Genomic DNA, 22,310 nt, shown 5'->3' on the forward strand with positions numbered 1-22,310 from the left:
CCGCCACCGGGTGTCGAACCGCGCGGCGAGGCCCGCTACCGGGCGTCGTAATTGCGGCGGGACATGCTGATGTACTCCCGGTGGCGCTCGGACCATCGGAGAGCGAACTCACCTCCATGGAGAAGATCACTGAGGGGATGCACGGGATCGGCGTGCCGGACAGCTGGTTCCCGCGGCTGGCCGCCCTGGAGTTCGCCGGCGCGCTCGGTCTCATCGTCGGCATCTTCTACCGGCCGCTGGGCATAGCCGCCGGCGTCGGTGTCATCCTCTACTTCATCGGCGCGATCATCACCCACCTCCGCGCCAAGGACACGAAGGGCCTGCCGATGCCGGCCGTCCTGTTGGTGGTCGCGGTGGCCGCGCTGCTGTTCGGCATCGCGACGGTCTGACGGAGGAGCACACGTCCGACACGGTGAAGTCCCCGACCCCGGTCGACCACACCGGCACGGACACCCACGACGCCGAGGTCCGCGCCTCCCACGAGCGGTCCCAGGCGGCGGTGGGCGAGGAGTCCGGCGGTGTGCCGCCCGCCTCCGGGACGCCCTCCTGCTCGCGGCCCCGGTCCCGGCCTCCGGGGAACCGAAGCGGGCGCGGTCGCCCGTACGTGCTCGGCGAGCAGGGGCAGCTGACGCAGGCCCCGCTGGACTTCCTGCGCTGACGGGCCGCCGGGGCGCGTGTGCGCCGACCCATGTCTGCGCCGCCTGTTGGGCACGCAACTCGCCCGGCCCAAGACCGGGTTGGGGGCCGCGCCGGCCCCGTGGGCCGGGGCCGCGGGCGGTTCCGCCGGCCCTCCGTCGATGCGCGCGAACCCGTCGCCGATCCGGGCGCCGTGGCGGTCCGCCGGAGCGCACGGTGACGGCAAGGTCACCATAGGCGTTCACCCGTCGGTGGGACCAGTCTCGGACCTTGAACGCACAAATTACCCACATCCTCTCTTCATACCGGCCCCGATGGTCTAGATTGACCGTGCTTCGGCCGTTCGGGCATGAGGCGACCAGTAATGATCTATAGGTCCGGCGCTGCGGAAAGCCAGTAGGCATGTCCCCGGCGCCAGACGTGGGGGTGATCAATGGCTGGAGCTCGGGAGGGGGCCTTGGGTGCGGGGAGCACCCGAGGTGTCGACGGGTTCCCGCGCATCTCGAAGGTCTGGCAGGGCATGCGAGTCCCCTGCCTCCGAGGTGAGTTGTCCGAGTAGCTCGGAAAGAGCCGGGATGTCATGAGCGGGGTGGCGGGGGCCTCCCCGTGGGGAGAAACAGCGCTGCGTGGGAGGCGGGGGCCTCCCGAAGGGGAGGAGCAGTGCGGGAGGCGGGGGCCTCCTGAGGGGTGGCGCAGTGCGGGGGGCGGGGGCCTCCCGTGCGGAGGAACGGTGTTAGGCGAACACGTCGAATCACTGGGAACCTGGGGGGTTCTGTGCGGCAAGGGGGCGTAGCCAGCCTGTTTCCGTCGGCGCGCGAGCGTCTGGCGGACGGGGCAATCAGCCAGACCACGATCGACTGGGAACAGCGGTACCGGCGTACCGTGATCACCAGCGATACCGTGGCCACCGCCATCGTGGTGGCGGGGATCGGCAACTTCTTCGGGGCCCGGGACGCGGCCAACTGGCATGAGAAGTGGGGCATTCTCGCCTTCGGCACCGAGCTGCTGGTGCTGGGGTCGCTCGCGGTGAGCCGGTCGTGGGCTCCGGCCGTGCTCGGCCAGGGTGCCGAGGAATTCCGCCGGCTCGGACGCTCACTGTTCACGGCGACCGTCGTGCTCGCGCTCGGCGGGATAGCCCTCACCTCGCGCAACATCAAACTCTGGATCTTCGTCGCGGTCCCCGCGATCGCGCTCGTCACCATGACCGAGCGGTATGTGCTCCGCCTCTGGCTGCACAAACAGCGCAAGGAAGGGCTGTGCCTGAGACCGGTGCTCGCTGCCGGGAGCCCGGCCACCGTGCGCGACCTGATCACCCGCACCCGCAAGTTCCCGCACCTGGGATGGCGGGTGGACGGAGTGTGCACGACGGACGATCTCGAACTCGACGGTGACCAACTGGACGGTGTACCGGTCGTCGGCCGGCTCAGCGACGTCGCCAAGCACGTCGAGCACGACGGCTACCGTGTCGTCGCGGTCACGCCGGACCCGCACTGGACACCGGACCGGCTGCAGCGGCTGGCCTGGAACCTCGAAGGCAGCGACGCCGAGATGGTCGTGGCCCCCGTACTGATGGAGGTGGCCGGTCCGCGGCTGCACGTCGACGCGGTGCTGGGGATCCCGCTGCTGCGGGTCAGCATGCCCGCCTTCACCGGGGGCCGCCGGGTGGTCAAGGGGGTCGTCGACCGGGTGGGGGCGGCGGTCCTGCTGCTGCTGTTCGCACCGCTGATGCTGCTCGTCGGACTGCTCGTGGTGGTGGACAGCCGGGGCGGGGCGTTCTACCGCCAGCGCAGGGTCGGCAAGGACGGCCGCGAGTTCACCATCCTCAAGTTCCGCACCATGGTCGCCGGGGCCGACAGGGCGCGTGCCGAGCTCGCCCACCGCAACGAGGGCGCCGGCCCGCTGTTCAAGCTCCGCCGGGATCCGCGGGTGACCCGGGTGGGAGCAGTGCTGCGCCGGTACTCGATCGACGAGCTCCCGCAGCTTTTCAACGTGCTCACCGGGTCGATGTCGCTCGTCGGTCCGCGGCCCCCGCTGCCGGAGGAGTCCGCCGCGTACGGCCCGGACATCCGGCGGCGGCTGCTGGTCAAGCCCGGACTCACCGGCCTGTGGCAGATCAGCGGACGCAGCGACCTGCCGTGGGAGGAGGCGGTCCGCCTCGACCTGCGGTACGTGGAGGACTGGTCGCTCGCCCTGGACACAGTGATCTTGTGGAAGACGCTGCGTGCGGTGCTCTACGGCCAGGGGGCCTACTGATGCGCGGGGGCCGTCCGGCCGACGCGCGAACCGCAGGCCGTCCGGGCCTGCTTGGGGGGAGGAACGGGTCATGAGAGTCAGCGTTTTCGGGCTCGGCTACGTGGGCTGCGTGTCGGCCGCGTGCCTGGCCGGCATGGGGCACGAGGTCATCGGAGTGGACGTCAACCAGGTGAAGGTCGACCTGGTCAACGACGGCAAGGCCCCGGTGGTCGAGGAACGGATCGGCGAGCTCATCGCCGAGGTCGTGCGGACCGGGGCGCTCCGCGCCACCGGTGACGTCCGCGAGGCCATCATGGGCAGCGAGGTGTCTCTGGTCTGCGTGGGCACGCCGTCGGAGCCCAACGGCAGCCTGTGCACCACCTACTTGGAGCGGGTCACCGAGCAGATCGGCGCCGCGCTGGCTGAACGAGGCGGGCGGCAGACCGTCGTGTTCCGCAGCACCATGCTCCCGGGCACCTGTCTGAACCTGCTGGTGCCGATCCTGGAGAAGAACACCGGCGGCACGGCCGGGGTGGACTTCGGGGTCGCGGTCAACCCGGAGTTCCTGCGCGAGGGCACGAGCGTGCGGGACTTCTTCGATCCGCCCAAGACCGTCATCGGCGAGCTCGACCCGGCGAGCGGCGATGCGGTGCTGGCGCTGTACGACGGCCTGCCGGGCGAGGTGTTCCGGGTGCCGGTCCCGACGGCGGAGGCCATCAAGTACGCGGACAACGCGTTCCACGGCCTCAAGATCGGCTTCGCGAACGAGCTGGGCGCGGTGTGCCAGGCGCTCGGGGTGGACTCGCATCAGGTGATGGACGTGTTCCTGGCCGACCGCAAGCTGAACATCAGCCCCGCCTACCTGCGGCCCGGCTTCGCCTTCGGTGGCTCCTGCCTGCCCAAGGACCTGCGCAGCCTGGTGTACGCGGCGCAGCGGGCCGACGTCTCGGTGCCGATCCTCTCCCACGTGCTGCCCTCCAACTCCGACCACCTGCAACGCGCGGTGGAGCTGGTCGAGCGCACCGGCAAGCGCCGGGTGGGGATGTTCGGGCTGTCCTTCAAGCCCGGCACCGACGACCTTCGCGAGAGCCCGCTCGTCGAACTGGCGGAGCGGCTCCACGGCAAGGGGTACGACCTGCGGATCCACGACGCGAACGTGAGCCTCTCCCGGTTGCTCGGCGCGAACCGCGAGTACATCGAGACCCGGCTGCCGCACCTCGCGCAACTGCTCGCGGACTCCGTCGAGGAGGTGCTCGAGCACGCCGAGGTGTGCCTGGTCGGGACCAGGGATCCGGCCGTCGTCTCGGCACTGCCCCATGGCGGCGGCCCGGTGATCGTCGACCTCGTCCGCCTTCCCGACGCCGAGGCGCGCCGGGCCGAAAAGGGGTACGTGGGCCTTGCTTGGTGACGCAGTCAGCGGTGACGGGTCGGGCCGGCGCGCGCTGATCCTGGTGGAGAACCTGTCGGTGCCGTTCGACCGGCGGGTGTGGCAGGAGTGCACGACGCTGCGCGACGCGGGCTGGGAGGTGCACGTCGTCTGTCCGCGGGGGGAGAAGCGGGACACGGAGCCGCAGGCGCTGATCGACGGGGTGCGGATCCACCGTTATCCGTTGCGCGCGGCCACCGGAGGGCCGGCCGGCTACCTGCGCGAGTACGGAACCGCGTTGTGGCACACGGCCCGGCTGGCCCGCAAGGTCGGCCCGGTCGACGTGGTCCACGCCTGCAACCCGCCCGACCTGCTGTTCCTGCCGGCGCTGTGGCTGAAGCGGCGCGGCGCGCGGTTCGTCTTCGACCAGCACGATCTGGTGCCCGAGCTGTACCTCTCCCGGTTCGACCGCGGCGAGGACCTGCTCTACCGCGCCGTGTGCGCGCTGGAACGGCGGACCTACCGGGCCGCGGACATCGTGCTCGCCACGAACGAGAGCTACCGGGACGTCGCGGTGCGCCGTGGCGGCAAGCGACCCGAGGACGTCTTCGTGGTGCGCAGCGCGCCTCAGATCGAGCGGTTCCAACCGGTGCCGCCCGAACCGCAGTTGAAGCGCGGCAAGCCTCATCTGCTGTGCTACCTCGGCGTCATGGGCCCGCAGGACGGCGTCGACTACGCCTTGCGGGCCCTGGCGAAGCTGCGTGACGAGTGGGGACGGACCGACTGGCACGCGGTGTTCGTCGGCTCCGGCGACGCCTTCGACGCGATGGTGGAGCTGTCCCGGCGGCTCGGGCTCACCGAGCAGGTGCAGTTCACCGGGCGGGTTCCGGACGCCGACCTGGTGCGCTACCTGTCCACCGCGGACGTGTGCCTCTCCCCCGACCCGCGCAATCCGCTCAACGACGTGTCGACGATGAACAAGGTCCTGGAGTACATGGCGATGGGCCGACCGATCGTCTCGTTCGACCTGAAGGAGGCGCGCGTCTCCGCCGGTGACGCCGCCGTCTACGCGCCCGCCAACGACGAGGACCGGTTCGCCGAGCTCATCGCGACGTTGCTGGACGATCCGGAGAAACGGGCCCGGATGGGCAAGATCGGCCAGGAACGGATCGGCGGGCGGCTTTCCTGGCGCAACTCGCAGACGGCGCTGCTCGCCGCCTACGCCGCCGCCTACGGTGACCGCACCGCGGTGTCGGCGGGCGGCCCGATGCGCACAAGGAAGAGGCAGCGCAGTTGAACGAAGACACCATCCGCCTCGTCACGATCGGGCGGATACTGCGTCGGCGGTGGCGGCTTCTCGCCGTCCTCGCCGTGGTGGGCGCACTCGTCGGTTACGGCACCTCGGTGGTGGTGTTCCCGCCGCGTTACACGGCGTCGGCACCGGTACTGCTGCCCGGGGTGTGGGAGGAGCGCGAACTGCTCACCCAGGTGGACATCGCGACCAGTTCGGCGGTGGTCGACCGCGCGGCCGCCGCTCTGCACTGGTCCGGCGTCAGCGGCACCGAGCTGCGGGACCAGGTGAGCGCCAAGGCCGCCGACGGGAACATCATCACCATCTCGGGTACGGCCGACACCCCGGAGCGCGCGCAGCGGCTCTCGGACCAGATGGCCCGGCAGTTCGTGCAGTTCACCGCACAGATCGCGGGCAGCGGCACCGACGCTGGAGCGGCTTCGGGAACCGGGGCGCTGCGCAAGCAGGTGGCGGAGACCAACCGCCGCATCACCGACCTGGCCAAGGCGGCCGATCCAGGGCGGACCGTGGAGAGCGTGCAGGCCCGCACAGCGCTGGAGAACCTGCGCACCTCGCTGGAGGCGGCCATGAAGAAGCTGGACGATGCCGGCCCGACGGCCAACAAGGCGGGCCTGGTCGTCATGGGGCCGGCTGCCCGGCCGACCGGCGAGGCGCCTCCGACGAGGACGCAGCTCATGGGCGGCGGGGCGCTGCTGTTCTTCCTGCTCGCGGTCATCGGCCATCTCGTCGCCGCGCGGAGGAACCGCCGGCTGCGCACCGAACCGGAGATCGCCGCCGCACTGGGGGCGGCCTCGCTGGGTACCGTCGACGTGCCCGGTGATCGGCGCGCGCACCGGCCGGAAGGCGGGGGCCGGACGTCCTGGATCCGCCGACTCCTCGGCCTGGACACCCGGTGGGACGTACCGGCCCCGCAGAGGTCCGGTGACGAGGCCGGCAGGCGGATCCGCTACCGGCGGGTGTGTGCTCGCCTCCGGCATCAGCTGCCGGCTCCCCGGCGGCTGCTGGTGGTCGTACCGGACGGCGACGAGATCGCCCGCCGGGCCGCGGGGCAGCTCGTCGCCGAGGCCCAGAGCGATCCGCTGCTGCGGGTGGTGGAGGTGTCGGTGGAGCGGCCGACGGTGCCGGACCGCGACACCGAGGCCGGCGCCCTGGTGGTCCTCAGCGCGGGCAGCCGGACCGCGGAGGAGCTCGCCGGCATCGCCGAGGCGTGCGCGGACGGCAGGCACGACGTCCTGGGCGTCGTCGTCGCCGACCTGGTGCAGGCCTCCCCCACGCGGTCTGCCGACCGGCGTCCGGACGACGCCACTCCGGCGCTCGCGGTGCGCGGCCACGCGACGGGAGGTTCGGCGTGACGACCGGCACGACCTCGGAGTCGTCGGCCGCCGCTCCGCTCCTCGACCTGCAGGCGCTCGTGGTGTCCGTGCGCAGGCGCCGCCGCCTGTGGTGCGCCATGGCGCTCCTCGGACTGCTGCTCGGCGCCGCGGTGGCGGTCCTGATGCCGCCGCCGCCCAGCGCGATGACCAAGGTGCTGGTCGCGCACGAGGAGGACCAGCCGAACGACACCGGAACGCTGATCCGCACCGACGTCGCGGTGCTGCAGACCTCACGAATCGCCGACCTGGCCCTGAAGTCCCTCAAGTCCTCGGAAAAACCTCAGGACTTCATGCGGGACTACCGGGGCACCGGTCTGACCAACAACCTGCTGCAGATCGATGTGACCGGGGGCAGCGACGCGGAGGCGGTGGCCCGGGCCAAGGCGCTGGCCGACGCGTTCGTGGCGGACCATGTGCAGCGGATGCAGGAAACCGCGAAGGCCGAGGCCCAGGCCCTGCTCGACCAGCGTGACCGCACGCGGGACGAACTCGCCCAGGTCAACAAGGAGATAGGGAACCGGTCGCCGGACAGCGACCCGACGGCGTCGGCGAGCATCGAGTCGCTCTTCGCCCGCCGGGCCGAACTCAACTCGCGCATCGCCGACTTCGACCAGCGCGCCGCGGACGCGCGTACCGGTACACCGAGGGTCATCGCCGGCACGCAGATCGTGGACGCCCCGCGCGCGGTGCCGCACTCCCTGCCCAAGGCAGCCGCCACGGACGCCGCCATCGGGGCCGTCCTCGGGCTCGTCCTCGGGCTCGCGCTGGCCGCGGTCGGCGTCGTGGTGGCGGACCGCCCCGTACTGCGCCGGGACATCGCGGCGAACCTGGGTGCCTCGGTCATCGCGGAGCTGCCCCTGAGGTCGGGCAGGCTGTGGCAGCGCCGGCGGACCCGGACGGCCGGCGAACGGCTCACCACGTCCCTGGCCCGCACCGTGCGCGGCTCCGCGGAACCGGTGTCGCTGCTGGAGCTGGGCTGTGCGCGCAGCACTTGCGCGATCGCGCTGGACGTCGCCAGGGCACTGGCGGCCGAGGGGCCGGTGGCCGTCATCGACGGTCTGCCCGGCCCGCAGCTCTCGGGTCGTCGCCCGAAGCCGGGAGATCCCACCGTGGTCAGCGGCGAGCGTGCCGCGGCCGTGCAGCACGAGGGGCGTCTGCTCGGCGTCGGCTCGGTGGCGCCCGGCACCGCGTGGACGGACCTGCAGTACCTCGGCACCCGGACCGTGCTCGTCGTACGTGCCGGGCACGGCAGCGCCGCATGGCTGCACACCGTGGCACGGCAGCTCGCGGACCAGCGCATCCCGGTGATCGGTGTGGTGCTGATCGACCCCGATCCGCGGGACCGCACCGACGGCACGCTGTGGGACGGGCTGAACATCGCGCTGCGCGGCCGTGCCGAGCGGATGCCCCGGCAGAAGGGCACGAACCAGCCGCGGACGGAGCGGCAGCCGATCTGGGCCGCACGCGTCCCGGGCAACGACCAGGAGGCGCGGTAGGACATGTGTGGCATCGCAGGCACTTACCGGTGGCCGGACGGGAAGGTCGTGACCGACCGGCTCACCGACACCCTCGCCCACCGCGGCCCGGACGGGGCGGGCCGGTACAGCCACCCCGTCGCTGACGGCGAAGTGCACCTCGGGCACCGTCGGCTGGCCATCATCGACCTGTCCGAGACCGGTGCCCAGCCGATGGTCTCGGACGGCCTCGCCCTGACGTACAACGGCGAGCTGTACAACGCGCCCGAGCTGCGCGCCGAACTGGCGGCCGCCGGGGTGCGCTTCCGCGGTACCTCCGACACCGAGGTGCTCCTGGAGGCCTGGCGGCGCTGGGGCACGGACTGTCTGCCCCGGCTGCGCGGCATGTTCGCGTTCGGGATCTTCGACGAGCGGACCGGTGAACTGGTGCTGGTGCGCGATCAGTTGGGCATCAAGCCGCTGTTCCTGCTCCGGCGCGGCGAGGGCCTTGCGTTCGCCTCCGAACTGAAGGCGCTCGCCGGCGCGACCGGCGGATCGCTGGAGGTGGACCACGCGGCGCTGGTGGCCTCGTTGCTGTACTACTGGGTGCCGGACTCACGGTGCGCGTTCCGTGCGGCGGAGAAGCTGCCGCCGGGGAGCTGGCTGCGGTGCCGGCCCGACGGCCGGGTCGAGCGCGGCAGGTTCTGGAACCTGAAGGACGTCGCCGCCGAGGGCCGGGAGCGGGCCCTGGCCGGCGAGCAGCCGGACCTGGCCGCCGTCGTCGAGGAGTCGACCCGGCGCCATCTGCTGTCCGACGTACCCGTGGCGACCTTCCTCTCCGGGGGCCTCGACTCCAGCTATCTGACCGCGCTGGCGGCCCGCCACCAACCGGGGATCTCCGCCTACACGATCGGGTTCCGCGCCGAGGACGCCAGGTTCGAGGCGATGCCGGACGATCTGCGCTACGCCCGGCAGGTGGCCGGGCGGTTCGGCGTCGACCTGCACGAGATCGAGATCGCGCCGAACGTGCTCGACCTGCTGCCGCAGATGACGTACCACCTCGACGAGCCGATCGGCGATCCCGCCGCGATCAACACGTACCTGATCTGCTCGGCCGCACGGGAGGCCGGGGTCAAGGTGATGCTCTCGGGGATGGGCGCCGACGAGCTGTTCGCCGGGTACCGCAAGCACCTGGCCAACCTGATCGCGCTGCGCTACCAGCGTGTCCCACGGCCCCTGCGGCGCGGGGTGTCCGCGGCCGTGGACCGGCTGCCGGTCGCCACGTCCCGCCGGGGGTACCGGTCCGTGCGCTTCGCGAAGCGGTTCCTCTCCTTCGCGGACCTGCCGGAGGAAACGGCCTTCCGGCGCAGCTACACCATGTACGACCAGGAGGAGCTGCTCGCCCTTCTCGATCCGGACCTGGCCGGGACGGTCGACGACGTGCTGACCGAACACCGGGACGTCTACCAGGACAACGACCTCGACGACTTCGTCAACCGGATGTGCCTGACCGACGCCCGGATGTTCCTTCCGGGACTGAACCTCACGTACACGGACCGTTCCAGCATGGCCGCGTCGACCGAGGTGCGGGTGCCGTACGTGGACGTCGAGGTGGTCAGGGCGGCGTTCGCCGTGCCCGGCGACCGCAAGATCGTCGGTCGGCAGGGCAAGCACGTCCTCAAGGAGGCGGCCACCTCGGTCCTGCCCCGGGAGATCGTGTACCGGCCCAAGGGCCTGTTCAGCGCCCCGCTGCGCGCCTGGATGAGCCGGGATCTGGCACCGCTGGTGCGCGAGGTGGTCAACGACGGCGAGCTCGTCCGCTCCGGGTTCCTGCGCCGCGACGCGCTTCAGCGGCTCGTCACCGAGGACGCCGCCGGGCAGCGGGACTTCTCCAAGCATCTGTGGCATGTGCTGACCCTCGAGTACTGGTATCGCGACGCGACCTCTGCGTCCGGCCAGAGCACTCGGCAAACGGCTTAGGAAGTAAGAGGAGTTCGGGTGAAGCAGGTTGTGCAGAACTACAAGAGCGGCGAGCTGGCGGTGCTCGACGTTCCGGTGCCCGGGTGCAAGCCGGGGGGTGTGCTGGTCCGCAGTGCCTACTCGTTGATCTCCACCGGGACCGAGCTGATGAAGGTGTCCGAGGCCGGCATGTCGATGCTCGGCAAGGCCCGCTCCCGTCCTGACCAGGTGGCCAAGGTCATGCAGAGCGTGGCCACCAACGGGGTGCCCGCCACCTACCGCAAGGTGATGGGCAAGCTGGACTCCTACACGCCGCTGGGCTACTCGCTGTGCGGGGTGGTCGAGCAGGTCGGCGCCGGGATCGACGATGTGAAGGTCGGCGACCTCGTGGCCTGCGCCGGCAACGAGCACGCGTTGCACGCCGAGCTGAACTGGGTGCCGAAGAACCTCTACACCCCGGTGCCGGACGGTCTCGCGCCCAGGCACGCGGCGTTCGGCACCGTCGGGTCGATCGCGCTGCAGGGCGTCCGCCAGGGCGAGCCGCAGCTCGGCGAGGTCGCGCTCGTCATCGGCCTCGGGCTGATCGGGCAGCTGGTGGTGCAGCTCCTCACCGCCTCGGGAGTCCGCGTCGTCGGCGCCGACCCCGACCCGGTGCGCTGTGAACTCGCCGAAAGGCTGGGTGCGGCGGCCTGCGGCGACCCCGCGTCCGCGGCCGTGGAAGCCTCGGTGGCCGAACTCACCGGCGGGCACGGAGTGGACCAGGTGTACCTGGCCGCCGGCGGCGGCAGCAACCAGCCCGTCGAGCTGGCCGCCCGGCTGAGCCGGGACCGCGGCCGGGTCGTCGACATCGGCAAGTGCCGCCTGGACCTGCCGTGGAACGCGTACTACGAGAAGGAACTCGACGTCCGGTTCTCGCGTTCCTACGGGCCCGGACGCTACGACCCGTCGTACGAGCTGGAGGGGCGCGACTACCCGATCGGCTACGTGCGCTGGACCGAGCGCCGCAACCTGGCGTGCTTCCTCGACCTCCTCGCCCGCGGCAGCGTCGACGTGGAACCCCTGGTCTCCCACGTCGCCGACTTCGACGACGCCGTCGAGACGTACCGGCGTCTCAAGGACGGCGAGCTGAAGGCCGTGGCCGTGCTGTTCCGCTACCCCGGACACACGGCGGAGGCGGAGGAAGCCGCTCAGCCGGCGGCCGTGTCGGTGGCCGTTCCCGCGGTGAAGGTGCAGCCCCGTCCGGCCCGGCTCGCCAAGTCGCCCGTGCGGCTCGCGTTCATCGGCGCGGGCAACTACGCGACGTCGATGCTGCTGCCGCACCTGGCACAGCGCGACGGCGTCGAGTTGTCCACGGTCGTCACCACGACGGCGCTGTCCGCGGCCAACGCGCAGCGGAAGTTCGGCTTCGCCGAGGCGACCACCGACCTCGACGCCGTGCTCGGCGACAAGTCCGTCGACGCGGTGTTCGTGGTCACCCGGCACAGCTCGCACGCCGAACTGACCCGGAAGGCACTGCTGGCCGGCAAGACCGTGTTCGTGGAGAAGCCCCTCGCCCTCACCGAGGACGAGCTGGCCGGTGTGCTCGCGGCGGTGGAGGAGTCCGGCAACGACCGGCTCCAGGTGGGCTTCAACCGGCGGTTCGCGCCGTTGCTGCGGGAGGCCAGGAAGCGGTTCGGCGCCCGGACCGGCCCGGCCAACCTCCGCTACCTGGTCAACGCCGGACGCCTCGACCAGGGCAGCTGGTACCTCCAGCAGGGGTCCGAGGGTTCGCGGTTCGTGGGCGAGGGCGGGCACTTCATCGACACGGCGAGCTGGCTGCTCGACGCCGACCCGGTGTCCGTGTACGCGACCGCCCCGTCCGGCAACGAGGACCTGCAGATCGTGCTGCGCTACCCGGACGAGTCCACCGCCACCATCAGCTACGTCACCTCCGGCCCGTCCGCCTTCCCGAAGGAGACGCTGGACCTGATCGCGGACGGTCGCGCGCTGCGGCTCGACGACTTCGTGCGTGCCTCGGTGTACTTCGAAAAGAGCACAGCCGGCCAGCAGCGGTGGGTCAGCTCGCGGCTGCCCAAGGCCCGGGACAAGGGCCAGAACGCCGAACTGGCCGCGTTCGTCAAGGCCGTCCGGAGCGGCGGGCCGATGCCGGTGCCATTGGCGTCGCTGGTCGCCACCACGGCGGCCACCCTCGCCGTGCGGACCGGTCTGGCCGGCGGTGCGCCGGTGACGCTGGCGGGGGCACGATGAGCATGAGCGCGGGCTGGTACCTCCGGCGGCTGTCCCGGATGGGACCGCGGGAGGTCGGCGGCCGGGCGGGCGACGCGCTGCGCAGGCGGCGGTGGCGGTCGGCGCCACCGCGGTGCCCGAGGGTGACCGGTGCCCGGTTCACCGCTGTGCTGCCCACCGGGACGATCGCCGCGGTGCCACCGGACGCCGCCAAGCGTCTCATCGCCGAGGCCGACCGGCTGATGGCCGGGCACGCCGAGTTCTTCGGGGTGGCCCGCGACGACCTGACCAACCCGGACTGGTGGCGCGACCCGAAGACCGGGCGCCGGGCTCCCTCGGGCTACGCCTTCGACGTGCCGTACCGCAACGAGGACGCGGTCGGGGACATCAAGCAGATCTGGGAGCCGTCCCGGCATCAGTACCTCACCGTGCTCGCCGCCGCCTACGCGCTCACCGGGGACGAGCGGTACGCCGAGCGCGTCGCCGAGCACCTGCGGTCGTGGTGGGCGGTCAACCCACCGCTGCGCGGCGTCCACTGGATCAGCGGCATCGAGCTGGGGATCCGGCTGCTGTCCTGGGTGTGGGTCCGCCGGCTGCTCGACGGCTGGCCGGGCGTGGCCGCTCTGTTCGAGGACAACCCGGTGGCGCTGAACCAGATCTGGCACCACCAGCGCTGGCTGGCCGCCTTCCCCAGCCGGGGGTCGTCGGCGAACAACCACGTCATCGCCGAGACCGCCGGGCAGTTCGCGGCGGCCTGCGCGTTCGACTGGTTCCCCGCGTCGGGCCGTTGGCGATCCGACGCGCTGCGGTCGCTGGACCGGCATCTGCGCGGCAACACCCACCTTTCCGGCATCAACCGTGAGCTGGCCACCGAGTACCACGGACTCGTCCTCGAACTCGGTCTGGCCGCCGTGGCCGAGGCGGACGCGGCCGGCGTACCGGTCCCCGCGTCGATCCGCCTGGTGCTGCTGCGCATGACCGACGCGCTCGCGGCCATCGTGGACAACCGGCTCCGGCCGCCGCGCCAGGGGGACGCGGACGACGGGTACGGCCTGGTCGTGGACGGCGCGGGCACCGACCGCTGGGGCTCGCTGCTGGCCACCGGCGACGCCGTCTTCGGCCGGCTCCCCTGGTGGCCGGCGGTGACCGGCACCGACGTGCGCACCCCGCTGCTGGCGGCGCTCATCAGACCCAGGGAACCGTCCGCGCGCCGTCCGGCGGAGCGGCCTGCGCACTTCGCGGACGCCGGCATGACGATCCTGCGCGGTCCGCAGGAGATCTGGTGCCGCTGCGACGGCGGCCCGCACGGCTTTCTGTCCATCGCGGCGCACGCCCACGCGGACGCGCTCTCCGTGGAGGTCCGGCACGACGGGGTCGACGTACTCGCCGACCCGGGGACGTACTGCTATCACGGGCAGCCCGAGTGGCGGCAGTACTTCCGGTCGACCCTCGGCCACAACACCCTGCAGCTGGACGGCGGTGACCAGTCCGTCTCCGGCGGCCCGTTCCTGTGGACCCGGCATGCCCGCAGCCGCGTCCTGGTCGCGGACGCATCCGGCGCCGCGGAAGGGGGGACGGCCCGCTGGTGTGCCGAGCACGACGGCTACCAGGGCTCCGTGCACCGCCGCCGGGTGGAGCTGACGGCCGCGAGCCGGGAACTGAGGGTGGTCGACGAGGTCCGCGGCCGGCAGGGCCGGCGCCGGGCCGTGCGCCTGGCGTTCCACCTCGGCCCGGCCATCGCCGCGGATCTGGTCGGGAGCCGGGCAGAGCTCACCTGGACCCGGGACGGCGAGGACCGCTCCGCGGTGCTCGACCTGCCCGGGCGGTTGTCCTGGCGGGCGCATCGCGGAGAGACCGATCCTCCGCTGGGCTGGTACTCCGCCGGCTTCGGGCGCAAGGAACCCGCCACCACGCTGGTCGGCACCGGCTTCGCCGACGGCGCGGAGGACTTCACCACCGTGCTCAGGTTCCGGGGCTAGGGAGGGGGACGCGTGGAGATCAAGTGGCGGAACCCGGTGTTGCCCGCGGCGGCGCTGGCCCTGCTGGCGGCGACCGGCTGTCAGAGCACGCCGGGCGCCTCGGCGGCTGAGCCGACCACCGTGCCGTCCACCCCCGTGGCCCGGCCCGTGGCCAGGGTGTGCGCCGAGCCCGCGGCCGGACCGGCGAAGGCGCCGGCGGGCGCGGTGACGGTCGACCCCGCGGTGGTCGGCGACCTGGCCACGAAGACCAAGAACAGCCCTGCGAACACCACGTTCTGGCTTCGACCGGGCAGGCACCGGCTGGAGCCGGACCGCTACGCCCAGGTCATCCCCAAGAACGGGGACCGCTACATCGGTGCGCCGGGCGCGGTGCTCGACGGCCGGAAGAAGAACCAGTACGCCTTCGGCGGCAGTGCCCGGGGCGTCATCATCGGCTACCTGACCGTGCAGGGTTTCGTCGCGCCGCAGAACGAGGGCGTGGTCAACCATGACTCCGCCGACGGGTGGGTGATCGAGCACGCGACGATCCAGCACAACTCGGGTGCCGGGCTGATGGCCGGTTCCCGCCAGCGGGTCCGCGCCAGCTGTCTGCGCGACAACGGCCAGTACGGCATGAACGCCTACAAGTCCAAAGGCCGTATCAGCGGCCTGCTCGTCGAGGGCAACGAGATCGTGGGCAACAACACCGGCGACTGGGAGCGGCGCAAGCCGGGCTGCGGGTGCACCGGAGGCGTGAAGTTCTGGGCGGTCGACGGCGCCGACGTACGCGGCAACTGGGTGCACGACAATCGCGGAGCCGGGCTGTGGGCGGACACCAACAACAACGACTTCCGCATCGAGGACAACGTGCTCGATGCCAACGACGGTGCCGCGCTGATCTACGAGACCAGCTACAACGCGGTCATCCGGAACAACACGATCCGGCGGAACAACTGGGTCGACGGCCGCAGGCAGGCCGACCGCGGCGACAACTTCCCGTATCCGACCGTCTACCTGTCCGAGTCGGGCGGCGAACCCCGGATCAGGGCCCGCACCGACAAGATCGAGATCTACGGGAACCTGCTGGAGAACAACTGGTCCGGGATCACCCTGTGGGAGAACGCCGACCGGTTCTGCAACAGCCCGGCCAACACCTCGTCCGGTGACTGCACCTTGCTGGTCGGGGACGTCCACCGCTGTGTCAAGCCGGCGATCACAAGGCCGCCGCTCTACTCCGACTGCCGGTGGAAGACCCAGCGGGTCGACATCCACGACAACCGCTTCGTCCTGGACGAGTCCGTCGTCAAGTGCACGGCGAAGTGTGACCGAATGGCGTTGCTGGCCAACTACGGCACCTACCCGGACTGGTCGCCGTACAAGGGCGAGCGGGTGGCCGAGTCGATCACCCGCAAGCAGCACAACCGCTGGCACCACAACGTCTACCTCGGACCATGGAAATTCGTCGCCTACGACCCGAGCCGGGTGCTCGACTTCGGGCAGTGGCAGGCCACGCCGTACCAGCAGGACGCGGGTAGCACCCTCCGCGCGCGGGACGGTGGTTGAGATGGGCGGGGACAACAACACACCGAAGATCGTCGGGACGGTCTGGGGGCTGCTGGTCCTCAACACGCTCGGCTCCGCGGGGGCGAAGACCATCGTCCCGCTGCCCCGCTCCCTCATCCAGATGGTCACCATGGGCGCGCTGGTCGCCGCGTTCGCGCTGGCGCTCGCGGTCAATCTCCGGCTGCGCGTCCGAGCCAGTGCGTACGTGTTCCTGCTCACCCTGCTGCTGGTTTCGAGCGTGATCTCCAGCGCGGACCTCCAGTCCGGGTTCGGTGCGCTGTTCCGCTGCTTCCGGCTGGCTCTCTTCGTCGGCACGCTGTGGCTGCTCAGCCGGTGGTGGGACGGCGGCCTGACGTTCGTCCGGCACCACATCCGGATGTACTTCGCGGTGCTCGGGACGGTGGCCGCCGGCCTGGTCGTCTCACCGGGCGCCGCCCTGCCCGACCTCTACGGCGGACGTCTGGTCGGCGCGCTGTGGCCGCTCACCCCGCCGCAGATCGGACAGTACGCCGCGGTGATCATCGGGCTCACCGCGCTGCTCCTCCTGGGGGGCCGGACCGACAGGACCAGTGCGGCCATGGTCATCGTGCCCTCACTCGTCCTGCTCGCGCTGACCCATACCCGGACGGCCACGCTGGGGCTGCTGCTCGGGCTGGTGCTGGCGATCGGCTCGCTCCTCCTCACGAGCGCCGCGGCCCGCCGCTTCTTCACCTGGGCGGTGCTGTGCGCCACGGTGGCCGCGGTGGGGTTCGCCTCCGTGCTCCAGGCGTGGTTCCTGCGCGGACAGAGCAAGGAGAACTTCTCCAGCCTCACCGGCCGGGCCAAGGTCTGGGACGCCCTGCTGGCCGCGCCGCGGACGACCGGGGAGAAGTTGTTCGGCGTGGGCCTGGGCGACAAGTCGTTCGGCGGGCTGCCGATCGACAACAGCTGGCTGGCCGTCTACAACGAGCAGGGGCTGGTCGGCGTCATCCTTGTCGCGGCGTTCCTCATCGTGCTGGGCGGCGTCGCGTTGCTGCGGCCGCCGTCGCTGCACAGGGCCTGCGCGATCTTCCTGATCAGCTACTGCGCGATCGCGTCGTACACCGAGGCCGGGCTGGGCGACGCCTCGCCGTATCTGCTGCATCTCGCCGTGGCCGCCTCGCTGCTGGCGACACCCGCCGCGGCCACTGACCTGTCGGCGCCCGAAGTCCCTCGACGCCGCGTCCCGCGCTGGGCCCAGCGATCGGAGGTGGCCTGAGCATGGACGGCCTTCACGTGCTGGTACTGCACAACCGCTACGCCTCGGCGCAGCCGAGCGGGGAGAACAGGGTCGTCGACCAGGAGGTGGCGCTGCTGCGGGGGGCGGGTCACCGGGTCGAGGTGTTCGAGCGGCGCAGCGACGACATCGCCGGCCGGTCCCTGCTGGGCAAGGCCGCGGTACCGCTGCTGGTGCCGTGGAACCCGGCGGTCCGCACGGAACTCGCCGCCCGGCTCCGCTCCGAGCGGCCGGACGTGGTGCACGTCCACAACGTCTTCCCGCTGCTGTCGCCGGCGGTGCTGGCCGCCTGCGCCGACGCCGGTGTACCCGCCGTCGCCACGCTGCACAACTACACCCAGGTCTGTCCGCCCGGCACGCTGCAGCGGGACGGCCGGCCGTGCACCGAGTGCGTCGGGTCCACGCCGCTGCCCGCCGTCCGGCACGGCTGCTACCGGAACTCCCGCCTCGCGACGGTTCCGCTCGCGGTCGGTCTGTCGGTCAACCGGCGGCGGTGGTGGTCCGGCGTGGAGCGGTTCTTCTGCATCTCCGCGGCGCAGCGCGACGTCCTGGTGCGGGCGGGCATGCCGGCCGAGCGGCTGGCGGTGAAGCACAACTTCGTGCCCGACCCGGACGTACGCAGGACGGGCGCCGGAGAGCATCTGCTCTATCTGGGCCGGCTCGCCGAGGCCAAGGGCGTACGGCTGCTCATGACCGCGTGGGACGAGGTGGCGGCGAGCGGCGGTGTGGGCGTGCCGCTCGTGATCGCCGGCACGGGGCCACTGGAGCCGGAGGTGACCGCCTGGGCGTCGGGCCGCGAAGACGTGCGCTGCGTCGGACTGTTGGACCCGGCGCAGTGCCAGGAGGCGATCGCGCGATCGGTCGCCGTGGTGGCTCCCTCGACATGGCTGGAGGCGTTCGGCCTGGTGGTCGTGGAGGCGATGGCGGCGGGGGTCCCGGTCGTCGCCGCCGGTCACGGCGCGTTCGTCGAACTCGTCGAGGACGGCGTGAGCGGGCTGCTGCACCGGCCGGGCGAGTCCGCCTCGCTCGCGTCCTGCATACGCCGGGTCGCGGCCGAGCCGGGGCCGGGCCGGGAGATGGGCCGGGCGGCCCGGCGCCGTTACGAACAGGGTTTCAGCCCGGCTGTCGGGCTGGAGCGCCTGGTGGAGGAGTACCGCACCGCGATCGCGGGTCGGTCAGCACTGACTCGCGGCGGGGACACCCGCGCGAGCAGGGGGGATGGGAACAGCAGATGACACGATGCCGACTGTGCGGCTCGGAGGCGATGGCGAGCGTCGTCGACCTCGGGGCGACGCCACCATGTGAGAGCTTTCTCGCCGCGGACCAACTGGACCAGCCGGAACCGGCGTACCCGCTGCATCTGCGGGTCTGCACCGACTGCTGGCTCGCGCAGATCCCGCCGCTGATCACACCGGAGGAGACGTTCAAGGAGTACGCGTACTTCTCCTCCTACTCGACGTCCTGGGTGGAGCACGCGCGCACGTTCGTCGCCGACGCCGTGCGACGGCTGGGTCTGGGCACCGACGCCTTCGTGGTCGAGGTCGCGAGCAACGACGGGTACCTGCTGCGGCACGTGGTGGACCGCGGGATCCGCTGCCTCGGCATCGAGCCGTCGGTGAACGTCGGCGCCGCGGCCCGGGACGCGGGGGTGCCCACGCTCACGGAGTTCCTGAGCCCGGACACCGGCGCGGCCGTCCGCGCCGAGCACGGCCCGGCGGACCTGGTCGTGGCCAACAACGTGTACGCGCACATCCCCGACGTGGTCGGGTTCACCCAGGGGCTGCGCGCCCTGGTCGCCGACGACGGCTGGGTCTCCATCGAGGTGCAGCATCTGCTGACCCTGATCGAGGAGAACCAGTACGACACGATCTACCACGAGCACTTCCAGTACTACACGGTCGCCTCCGCGATCCGGGCCCTGGCGAGCGGTGGACTCGCGCTCGTGGACGTCGAGTTGCTGCCCACGCACGGCGGCTCCATCCGGCTGTGGGCCCGGCCCGCCGAGGTGGCCGGCGAGCCGAGTCAGCGGGTGGCCGACGTGCTGGCCCGGGAGAAGGCCGCCGGGCTGCAGGAGCTGTCCGGCTACACCGAGTTCTCCGCCCGGGTGGCCAAGGTGCGCCGGGACCTGCTCAAGTTCCTCGTCGAGGCCGCCGAGCGCGGCGAGACGGTCGTCGGCTACGGCGCCCCGGGCAAGGGCAACACCCTGCTCAACCACTGCGGCATCCGTCCCGACCTGCTGCCGTACACGGTCGACCGCAACCCCTACAAGCACGGCAGGTTCACCCCCGGCACCCGCATCCCGATCCTGCCGCCCGAGCAGATCGCCGCCGACCGGCCGGACTACGTGCTCGTCCTCCCGTGGAACCTGCGGGCCGAGCTGGTCGAGCAGTTGTCCTTCGTGCACGACTGGGGCGGCCGGCTGGTCTTCCCCATCCCGGCACTGAGCATCGTCGACGTCGCGTCTGGAAAGGGCACAGCATGAAGGTCGTTCTGTTCTGCGGCGGTTACGGGATGCGGATGCGCGCCTCGGGCTCCGACGACGTGCCCAAGCCGATGGCGATGGTCGGCCCCAGACCGCTGATCTGGCACGTCATGCGCTACTACGCGCACTTCGGGCACACGGAGTTCGTGCTGTGCCTCGGCTACGGGGCCCACCACATCAAGGACTTCTTCCTCAACTACGAGGAGACGACGTCCAACGACTTCGTACTGCGGGGCGGCCGGACCGAGTTGCTGTCCACCGACATCTCGGACTGGACGATCACGTTCGCGCAGACCGGGATCGAGTCACCGATCGGGGAGCGGCTGCGCCGGGTACGACACCACCTGGACGGCGACGAGATGTTCCTCGCCAACTACGCCGACGTGCTCACCGACGCCCCGCTGCCGGAGATGATCGAGAACTTCGCCCGGCGCGACGCCGGTGCGTCGATGATGGTGGTCCCGCCGCAGTCGTCGTTCCACTGTGTGGACCTGGGCGAGGACGGCCTGGTGGGAGGCATCACCGCGGTGAGCGAACTGCCGCTGTGGGAGAACGGCGGCTACTTCGTGCTCCGTCAGGAGATCTTCGACCACATTCCGGAGAACGGGGACCTGGTCGCCGACGGATGCGCCCAACTGGCCAAGCGCGGCCGTCTGGTGGCGCATCAGCACCGCGGTTTCTGGAAGCCGACCGACACCGTGAAGGAGCGGGCCGCGCTCGACGCCGCCTACGCCCGCGGCGACCGCCCGTGGGCCGTGTGGGAACGGGACCGTGCGGGAGCGGGCGCCGGAGCGAGGGCGTGATCCGGCTCGGGGCCGGGCGCCCGGACCGGATCGTCGCGGTGGGCGCGCACTGCGACGACATCGCCATCGGCGCCGGCGGCACACTGCTGACGCTGTGCCTCGCGCGGCCGGGCATCCGCGTCGACGCGCTGGTGCTCTCCGGTGGTGGCGGCGAGCGGGAGCAGGAGGAGCAGGCCGCGCTCGCCGCCTTCTGCCCGGACGCCGACCTGCGGCTGACCGTGCACAAGCTGCCGGACGGCCGGCTGCCCGCGCACTGGGAGGAGGCCAAGGCCGCGGTCGAGGAACTGCGCGCGCAGTCGGAGCCGGACCTGGTGCTGGCGCCGCGCACCGACGACGCGCACCAGGATCACCGCGGCCTGGCGCAGCTGATACCCACCGCCTTCCGCGACCACCTCGTGCTCGGCTACGAGATCGTCAAGTGGGACGGCGACCTCGGCCGGCCGGCGGCCTACCAGCCGCTGTCCACGGCGGTCGCCGAACAGAAGGTGCGGCTGCTGCAGGAGCACTACCCCTCGCAGCGGCACCGGCCCTGGTACGACCGGGAGGCCTTCCTCGGCCTTGCGCGGATCCGCGGCATCGAATGCCACGAGCGATACGCCGAAGCGTTCGCCGTCACCAAACTCACGCTCAACCTGGGGGGTTGAACCATGCGCGTACTGCTGACCGGACACCAGGGATACCTGGGGACCGTCATGGCCCCGGTCCTCGCCGCCGCCGGACACGAGGTCGTCGGCCTCGACTCCGGCCTGTTCGCCGACAGTGTCCTCGGCCCGGCGCCCTCCGACCCGCCGGGACACCGGGTGGACCTGCGTGACGTCACGGCCGAGCACGTGTTGGGGGTGGACGCCGTCATCCATCTGGCCGCGCTCTCCAACGACCCGCTGGGATCGCTGGCGCCGGAACTCACCTACGACATCAACCACCACGCGTCGGTGCGCCTCGCCCGGCTGGCCCGCGAGGCCGGAGTGCGGCGCTTCCTGTACGCGTCGACCTGCTCGGTCTACGGTGCCGCCGGCGGTGAGGACCTGGTCGGCGAGGATGCCCCGCTGCGCCCGGTGACGCCGTACGCGGAGTCCAAGGTGCGGGTGGAGGACGACCTGCACGAGCTGGCCGACGGCGACTTCACCCCCGTGTTCATGCGCAACGCCACGGCCTTCGGCTACTCGCCCCGGCTGCGCGCCGACATCGTGCTGAACAACCTGGTGGGTCACGCGCTGCTGTCCGGCGAGGTGCTGGTGATGTCCGACGGCACCCCCTGGCGGCCGCTGGTGCACGCCGTCGACATCGCACGGGCCTTCACGGCCGCGCTGAGCGCGCCGCGCGAGGCGGTGCACGACCGGGCGTTCAACATCGGCAGCGAGACCAACAACGTCACGGTCGCCGAGATCGCCGAGCAGGTCGCCGAGGCGGTGCCCGGCTCCAAGGTGGTGATCACCGGGGAGACCGGTGCCGACCCGCGGTCGTACCGGGTGGACTTCTCCCGGTTCCGCGCGGCGATCCCGGGCTTCGACTGCGAGTGGACGGTGAAGCGGGGCGCGCTCGAACTCGCCGACGCCTACCGCGCGCACGGCCTGACCCAGGACGACTTCCGGCAGCGCTTCACCCGCCTCGCCGTGCTGCGCGCGGCCTCCGACGCCGGCACCGTCGACGACACCCTGCGGTGGCGCCGGTGACCACGCAGGTGGAAAGAG

General features: G+C 71.7%; 17 protein-coding genes. All 17 read left to right on the top strand.

The window, feature by feature from the left end:
- Window positions 1–116 precede the first annotated feature (116 nt).
- The 17 genes from ACFY0F_RS06250 (at window position 117) to ACFY0F_RS06330 (ending at window position 22,292) form a co-directional block, all read left to right on the top strand.
- Window positions 117–389 carry a DoxX family protein gene (locus ACFY0F_RS06250; RefSeq protein WP_388789722.1) on the top strand — a complete coding sequence of 91 codons (273 nt, stop codon included), beginning with the start codon at window positions 117–119 and terminating at the stop codon, window positions 387–389.
- Between the two features lie 23 nt (window positions 390–412).
- Window positions 413–658 (top strand): hypothetical protein, encoded by a 246-nt coding sequence (locus ACFY0F_RS06255; protein ID WP_388789725.1) that lies wholly within the window; start codon window positions 413–415, stop codon window positions 656–658.
- A 752-nt stretch (window positions 659–1,410) separates the two neighbouring features.
- Window positions 1,411–2,889, top strand: a complete 1,479-nt coding sequence (locus ACFY0F_RS06260; RefSeq protein WP_388789728.1) for a sugar transferase — start codon at window positions 1,411–1,413, stop codon at window positions 2,887–2,889.
- Window positions 2,890–2,959: 70 nt separating this feature from the next.
- Window positions 2,960–4,276: a nucleotide sugar dehydrogenase gene (locus ACFY0F_RS06265; protein ID WP_388789731.1), complete on the top strand. Its 1,317-nt coding sequence runs from the start codon at window positions 2,960–2,962 to the stop codon at window positions 4,274–4,276.
- On the top strand, window positions 4,266–5,531 hold the full coding sequence (locus ACFY0F_RS06270) for a glycosyltransferase family 4 protein (protein ID WP_388789734.1): 1,266 nt from the start codon (window positions 4,266–4,268) through the stop codon (window positions 5,529–5,531). Before ACFY0F_RS06265 ends, ACFY0F_RS06270 begins: the two co-directional genes overlap by 11 nt.
- A complete protein-coding gene (locus ACFY0F_RS06275; protein ID WP_388789737.1) occupies window positions 5,528–6,898 on the top strand; it encodes a Wzz/FepE/Etk N-terminal domain-containing protein in 1,371 nt (456 codons plus the stop codon). Before ACFY0F_RS06270 ends, ACFY0F_RS06275 begins: the two co-directional genes overlap by 4 nt.
- Window positions 6,895–8,415, top strand: coding sequence for a Wzz/FepE/Etk N-terminal domain-containing protein (locus ACFY0F_RS06280; RefSeq protein WP_388789739.1), 1,521 nt, complete (start codon window positions 6,895–6,897; stop codon window positions 8,413–8,415). Before ACFY0F_RS06275 ends, ACFY0F_RS06280 begins: the two co-directional genes overlap by 4 nt.
- Window positions 8,416–8,418: 3 nt before the next feature.
- Window positions 8,419–10,353: an asparagine synthase (glutamine-hydrolyzing) gene (asnB, locus tag ACFY0F_RS06285; protein WP_388789742.1), complete on the top strand. Its 1,935-nt coding sequence runs from the start codon at window positions 8,419–8,421 to the stop codon at window positions 10,351–10,353.
- Window positions 10,354–10,371: 18 nt separating this feature from the next.
- Window positions 10,372–12,579 carry a bi-domain-containing oxidoreductase gene (locus ACFY0F_RS06290; protein ID WP_388789744.1) on the top strand — a complete coding sequence of 736 codons (2,208 nt, stop codon included), beginning with the start codon at window positions 10,372–10,374 and terminating at the stop codon, window positions 12,577–12,579.
- On the top strand, window positions 12,576–14,537 hold the full coding sequence (locus ACFY0F_RS06295) for an alginate lyase family protein (protein WP_388789746.1): 1,962 nt from the start codon (window positions 12,576–12,578) through the stop codon (window positions 14,535–14,537). The genes ACFY0F_RS06290 and ACFY0F_RS06295 overlap by 4 nt, the downstream gene beginning before the upstream one ends.
- Window positions 14,538–14,549: 12 nt before the next feature.
- The gene (locus tag ACFY0F_RS06300; RefSeq protein ID WP_388789749.1) at window positions 14,550–16,079 is read left to right on the top strand and encodes a right-handed parallel beta-helix repeat-containing protein; all 1,530 of its coding nucleotides are present in this window, start codon (window positions 14,550–14,552) and stop codon (window positions 16,077–16,079) included.
- A 1-nt stretch (window position 16,080) separates the two neighbouring features.
- Entirely contained in the window at window positions 16,081–17,316 is a 1,236-nt protein-coding gene (locus ACFY0F_RS06305; RefSeq protein ID WP_388789752.1) for an O-antigen ligase domain-containing protein, read from the top strand.
- Between the two features lie 2 nt (window positions 17,317–17,318).
- A complete protein-coding gene (locus ACFY0F_RS06310; RefSeq protein WP_388789755.1) occupies window positions 17,319–18,569 on the top strand; it encodes a glycosyltransferase in 1,251 nt (416 codons plus the stop codon).
- Window positions 18,566–19,816 (top strand): class I SAM-dependent methyltransferase, encoded by a 1,251-nt coding sequence (locus ACFY0F_RS06315; protein WP_388789758.1) that lies wholly within the window; start codon window positions 18,566–18,568, stop codon window positions 19,814–19,816. Before ACFY0F_RS06310 ends, ACFY0F_RS06315 begins: the two co-directional genes overlap by 4 nt.
- On the top strand, window positions 19,813–20,619 hold the full coding sequence (locus ACFY0F_RS06320) for a glucose-1-phosphate cytidylyltransferase (protein ID WP_388789761.1): 807 nt from the start codon (window positions 19,813–19,815) through the stop codon (window positions 20,617–20,619). The genes ACFY0F_RS06315 and ACFY0F_RS06320 overlap by 4 nt, the downstream gene beginning before the upstream one ends.
- Complete coding sequence (locus ACFY0F_RS06325; RefSeq protein WP_388789763.1) at window positions 20,616–21,263, top strand: PIG-L deacetylase family protein; 648 nt, start codon at window positions 20,616–20,618, stop codon at window positions 21,261–21,263. Before ACFY0F_RS06320 ends, ACFY0F_RS06325 begins: the two co-directional genes overlap by 4 nt.
- A gap of 3 nt (window positions 21,264–21,266) precedes the next feature.
- Window positions 21,267–22,292, top strand: a complete 1,026-nt coding sequence (locus ACFY0F_RS06330; protein WP_388789766.1) for an NAD-dependent epimerase/dehydratase family protein — start codon at window positions 21,267–21,269, stop codon at window positions 22,290–22,292.
- Window positions 22,293–22,310: the final 18 nt, after the last annotated feature.

This window comes from Streptomyces sp. NPDC001544 (assembly GCF_042894285.1).
Taxonomy (GTDB): domain Bacteria; phylum Actinomycetota; class Actinomycetes; order Streptomycetales; family Streptomycetaceae; genus Streptomyces.

Excerpts from the sequence above, each read along its gene's own strand:
- ACFY0F_RS06250 (WP_388789722.1), top strand. The coding sequence starts at position 117 with ATGGAGAAGATCACTGAGGGGATGCACGGGATCGGCGTGCCGGACAGC.
- ACFY0F_RS06265 (WP_388789731.1), top strand. The coding sequence starts at position 2,960 with ATGAGAGTCAGCGTTTTCGGGCTCGGCTACGTGGGCTGCGTGTCGGCC.
- asnB (WP_388789742.1), top strand. The coding sequence starts at position 8,419 with ATGTGTGGCATCGCAGGCACTTACCGGTGGCCGGACGGGAAGGTCGTG.
- ACFY0F_RS06295 (WP_388789746.1), top strand. The coding sequence starts at position 12,576 with ATGAGCATGAGCGCGGGCTGGTACCTCCGGCGGCTGTCCCGGATGGGA.
- ACFY0F_RS06305 (WP_388789752.1), top strand. The coding sequence starts at position 16,081 with ATGGGCGGGGACAACAACACACCGAAGATCGTCGGGACGGTCTGGGGG.
- ACFY0F_RS06310 (WP_388789755.1), top strand. The coding sequence starts at position 17,319 with ATGGACGGCCTTCACGTGCTGGTACTGCACAACCGCTACGCCTCGGCG.
- ACFY0F_RS06315 (WP_388789758.1), top strand. The coding sequence starts at position 18,566 with ATGACACGATGCCGACTGTGCGGCTCGGAGGCGATGGCGAGCGTCGTC.
- ACFY0F_RS06320 (WP_388789761.1), top strand. The coding sequence starts at position 19,813 with ATGAAGGTCGTTCTGTTCTGCGGCGGTTACGGGATGCGGATGCGCGCC.
- ACFY0F_RS06330 (WP_388789766.1), top strand. The coding sequence starts at position 21,267 with ATGCGCGTACTGCTGACCGGACACCAGGGATACCTGGGGACCGTCATG.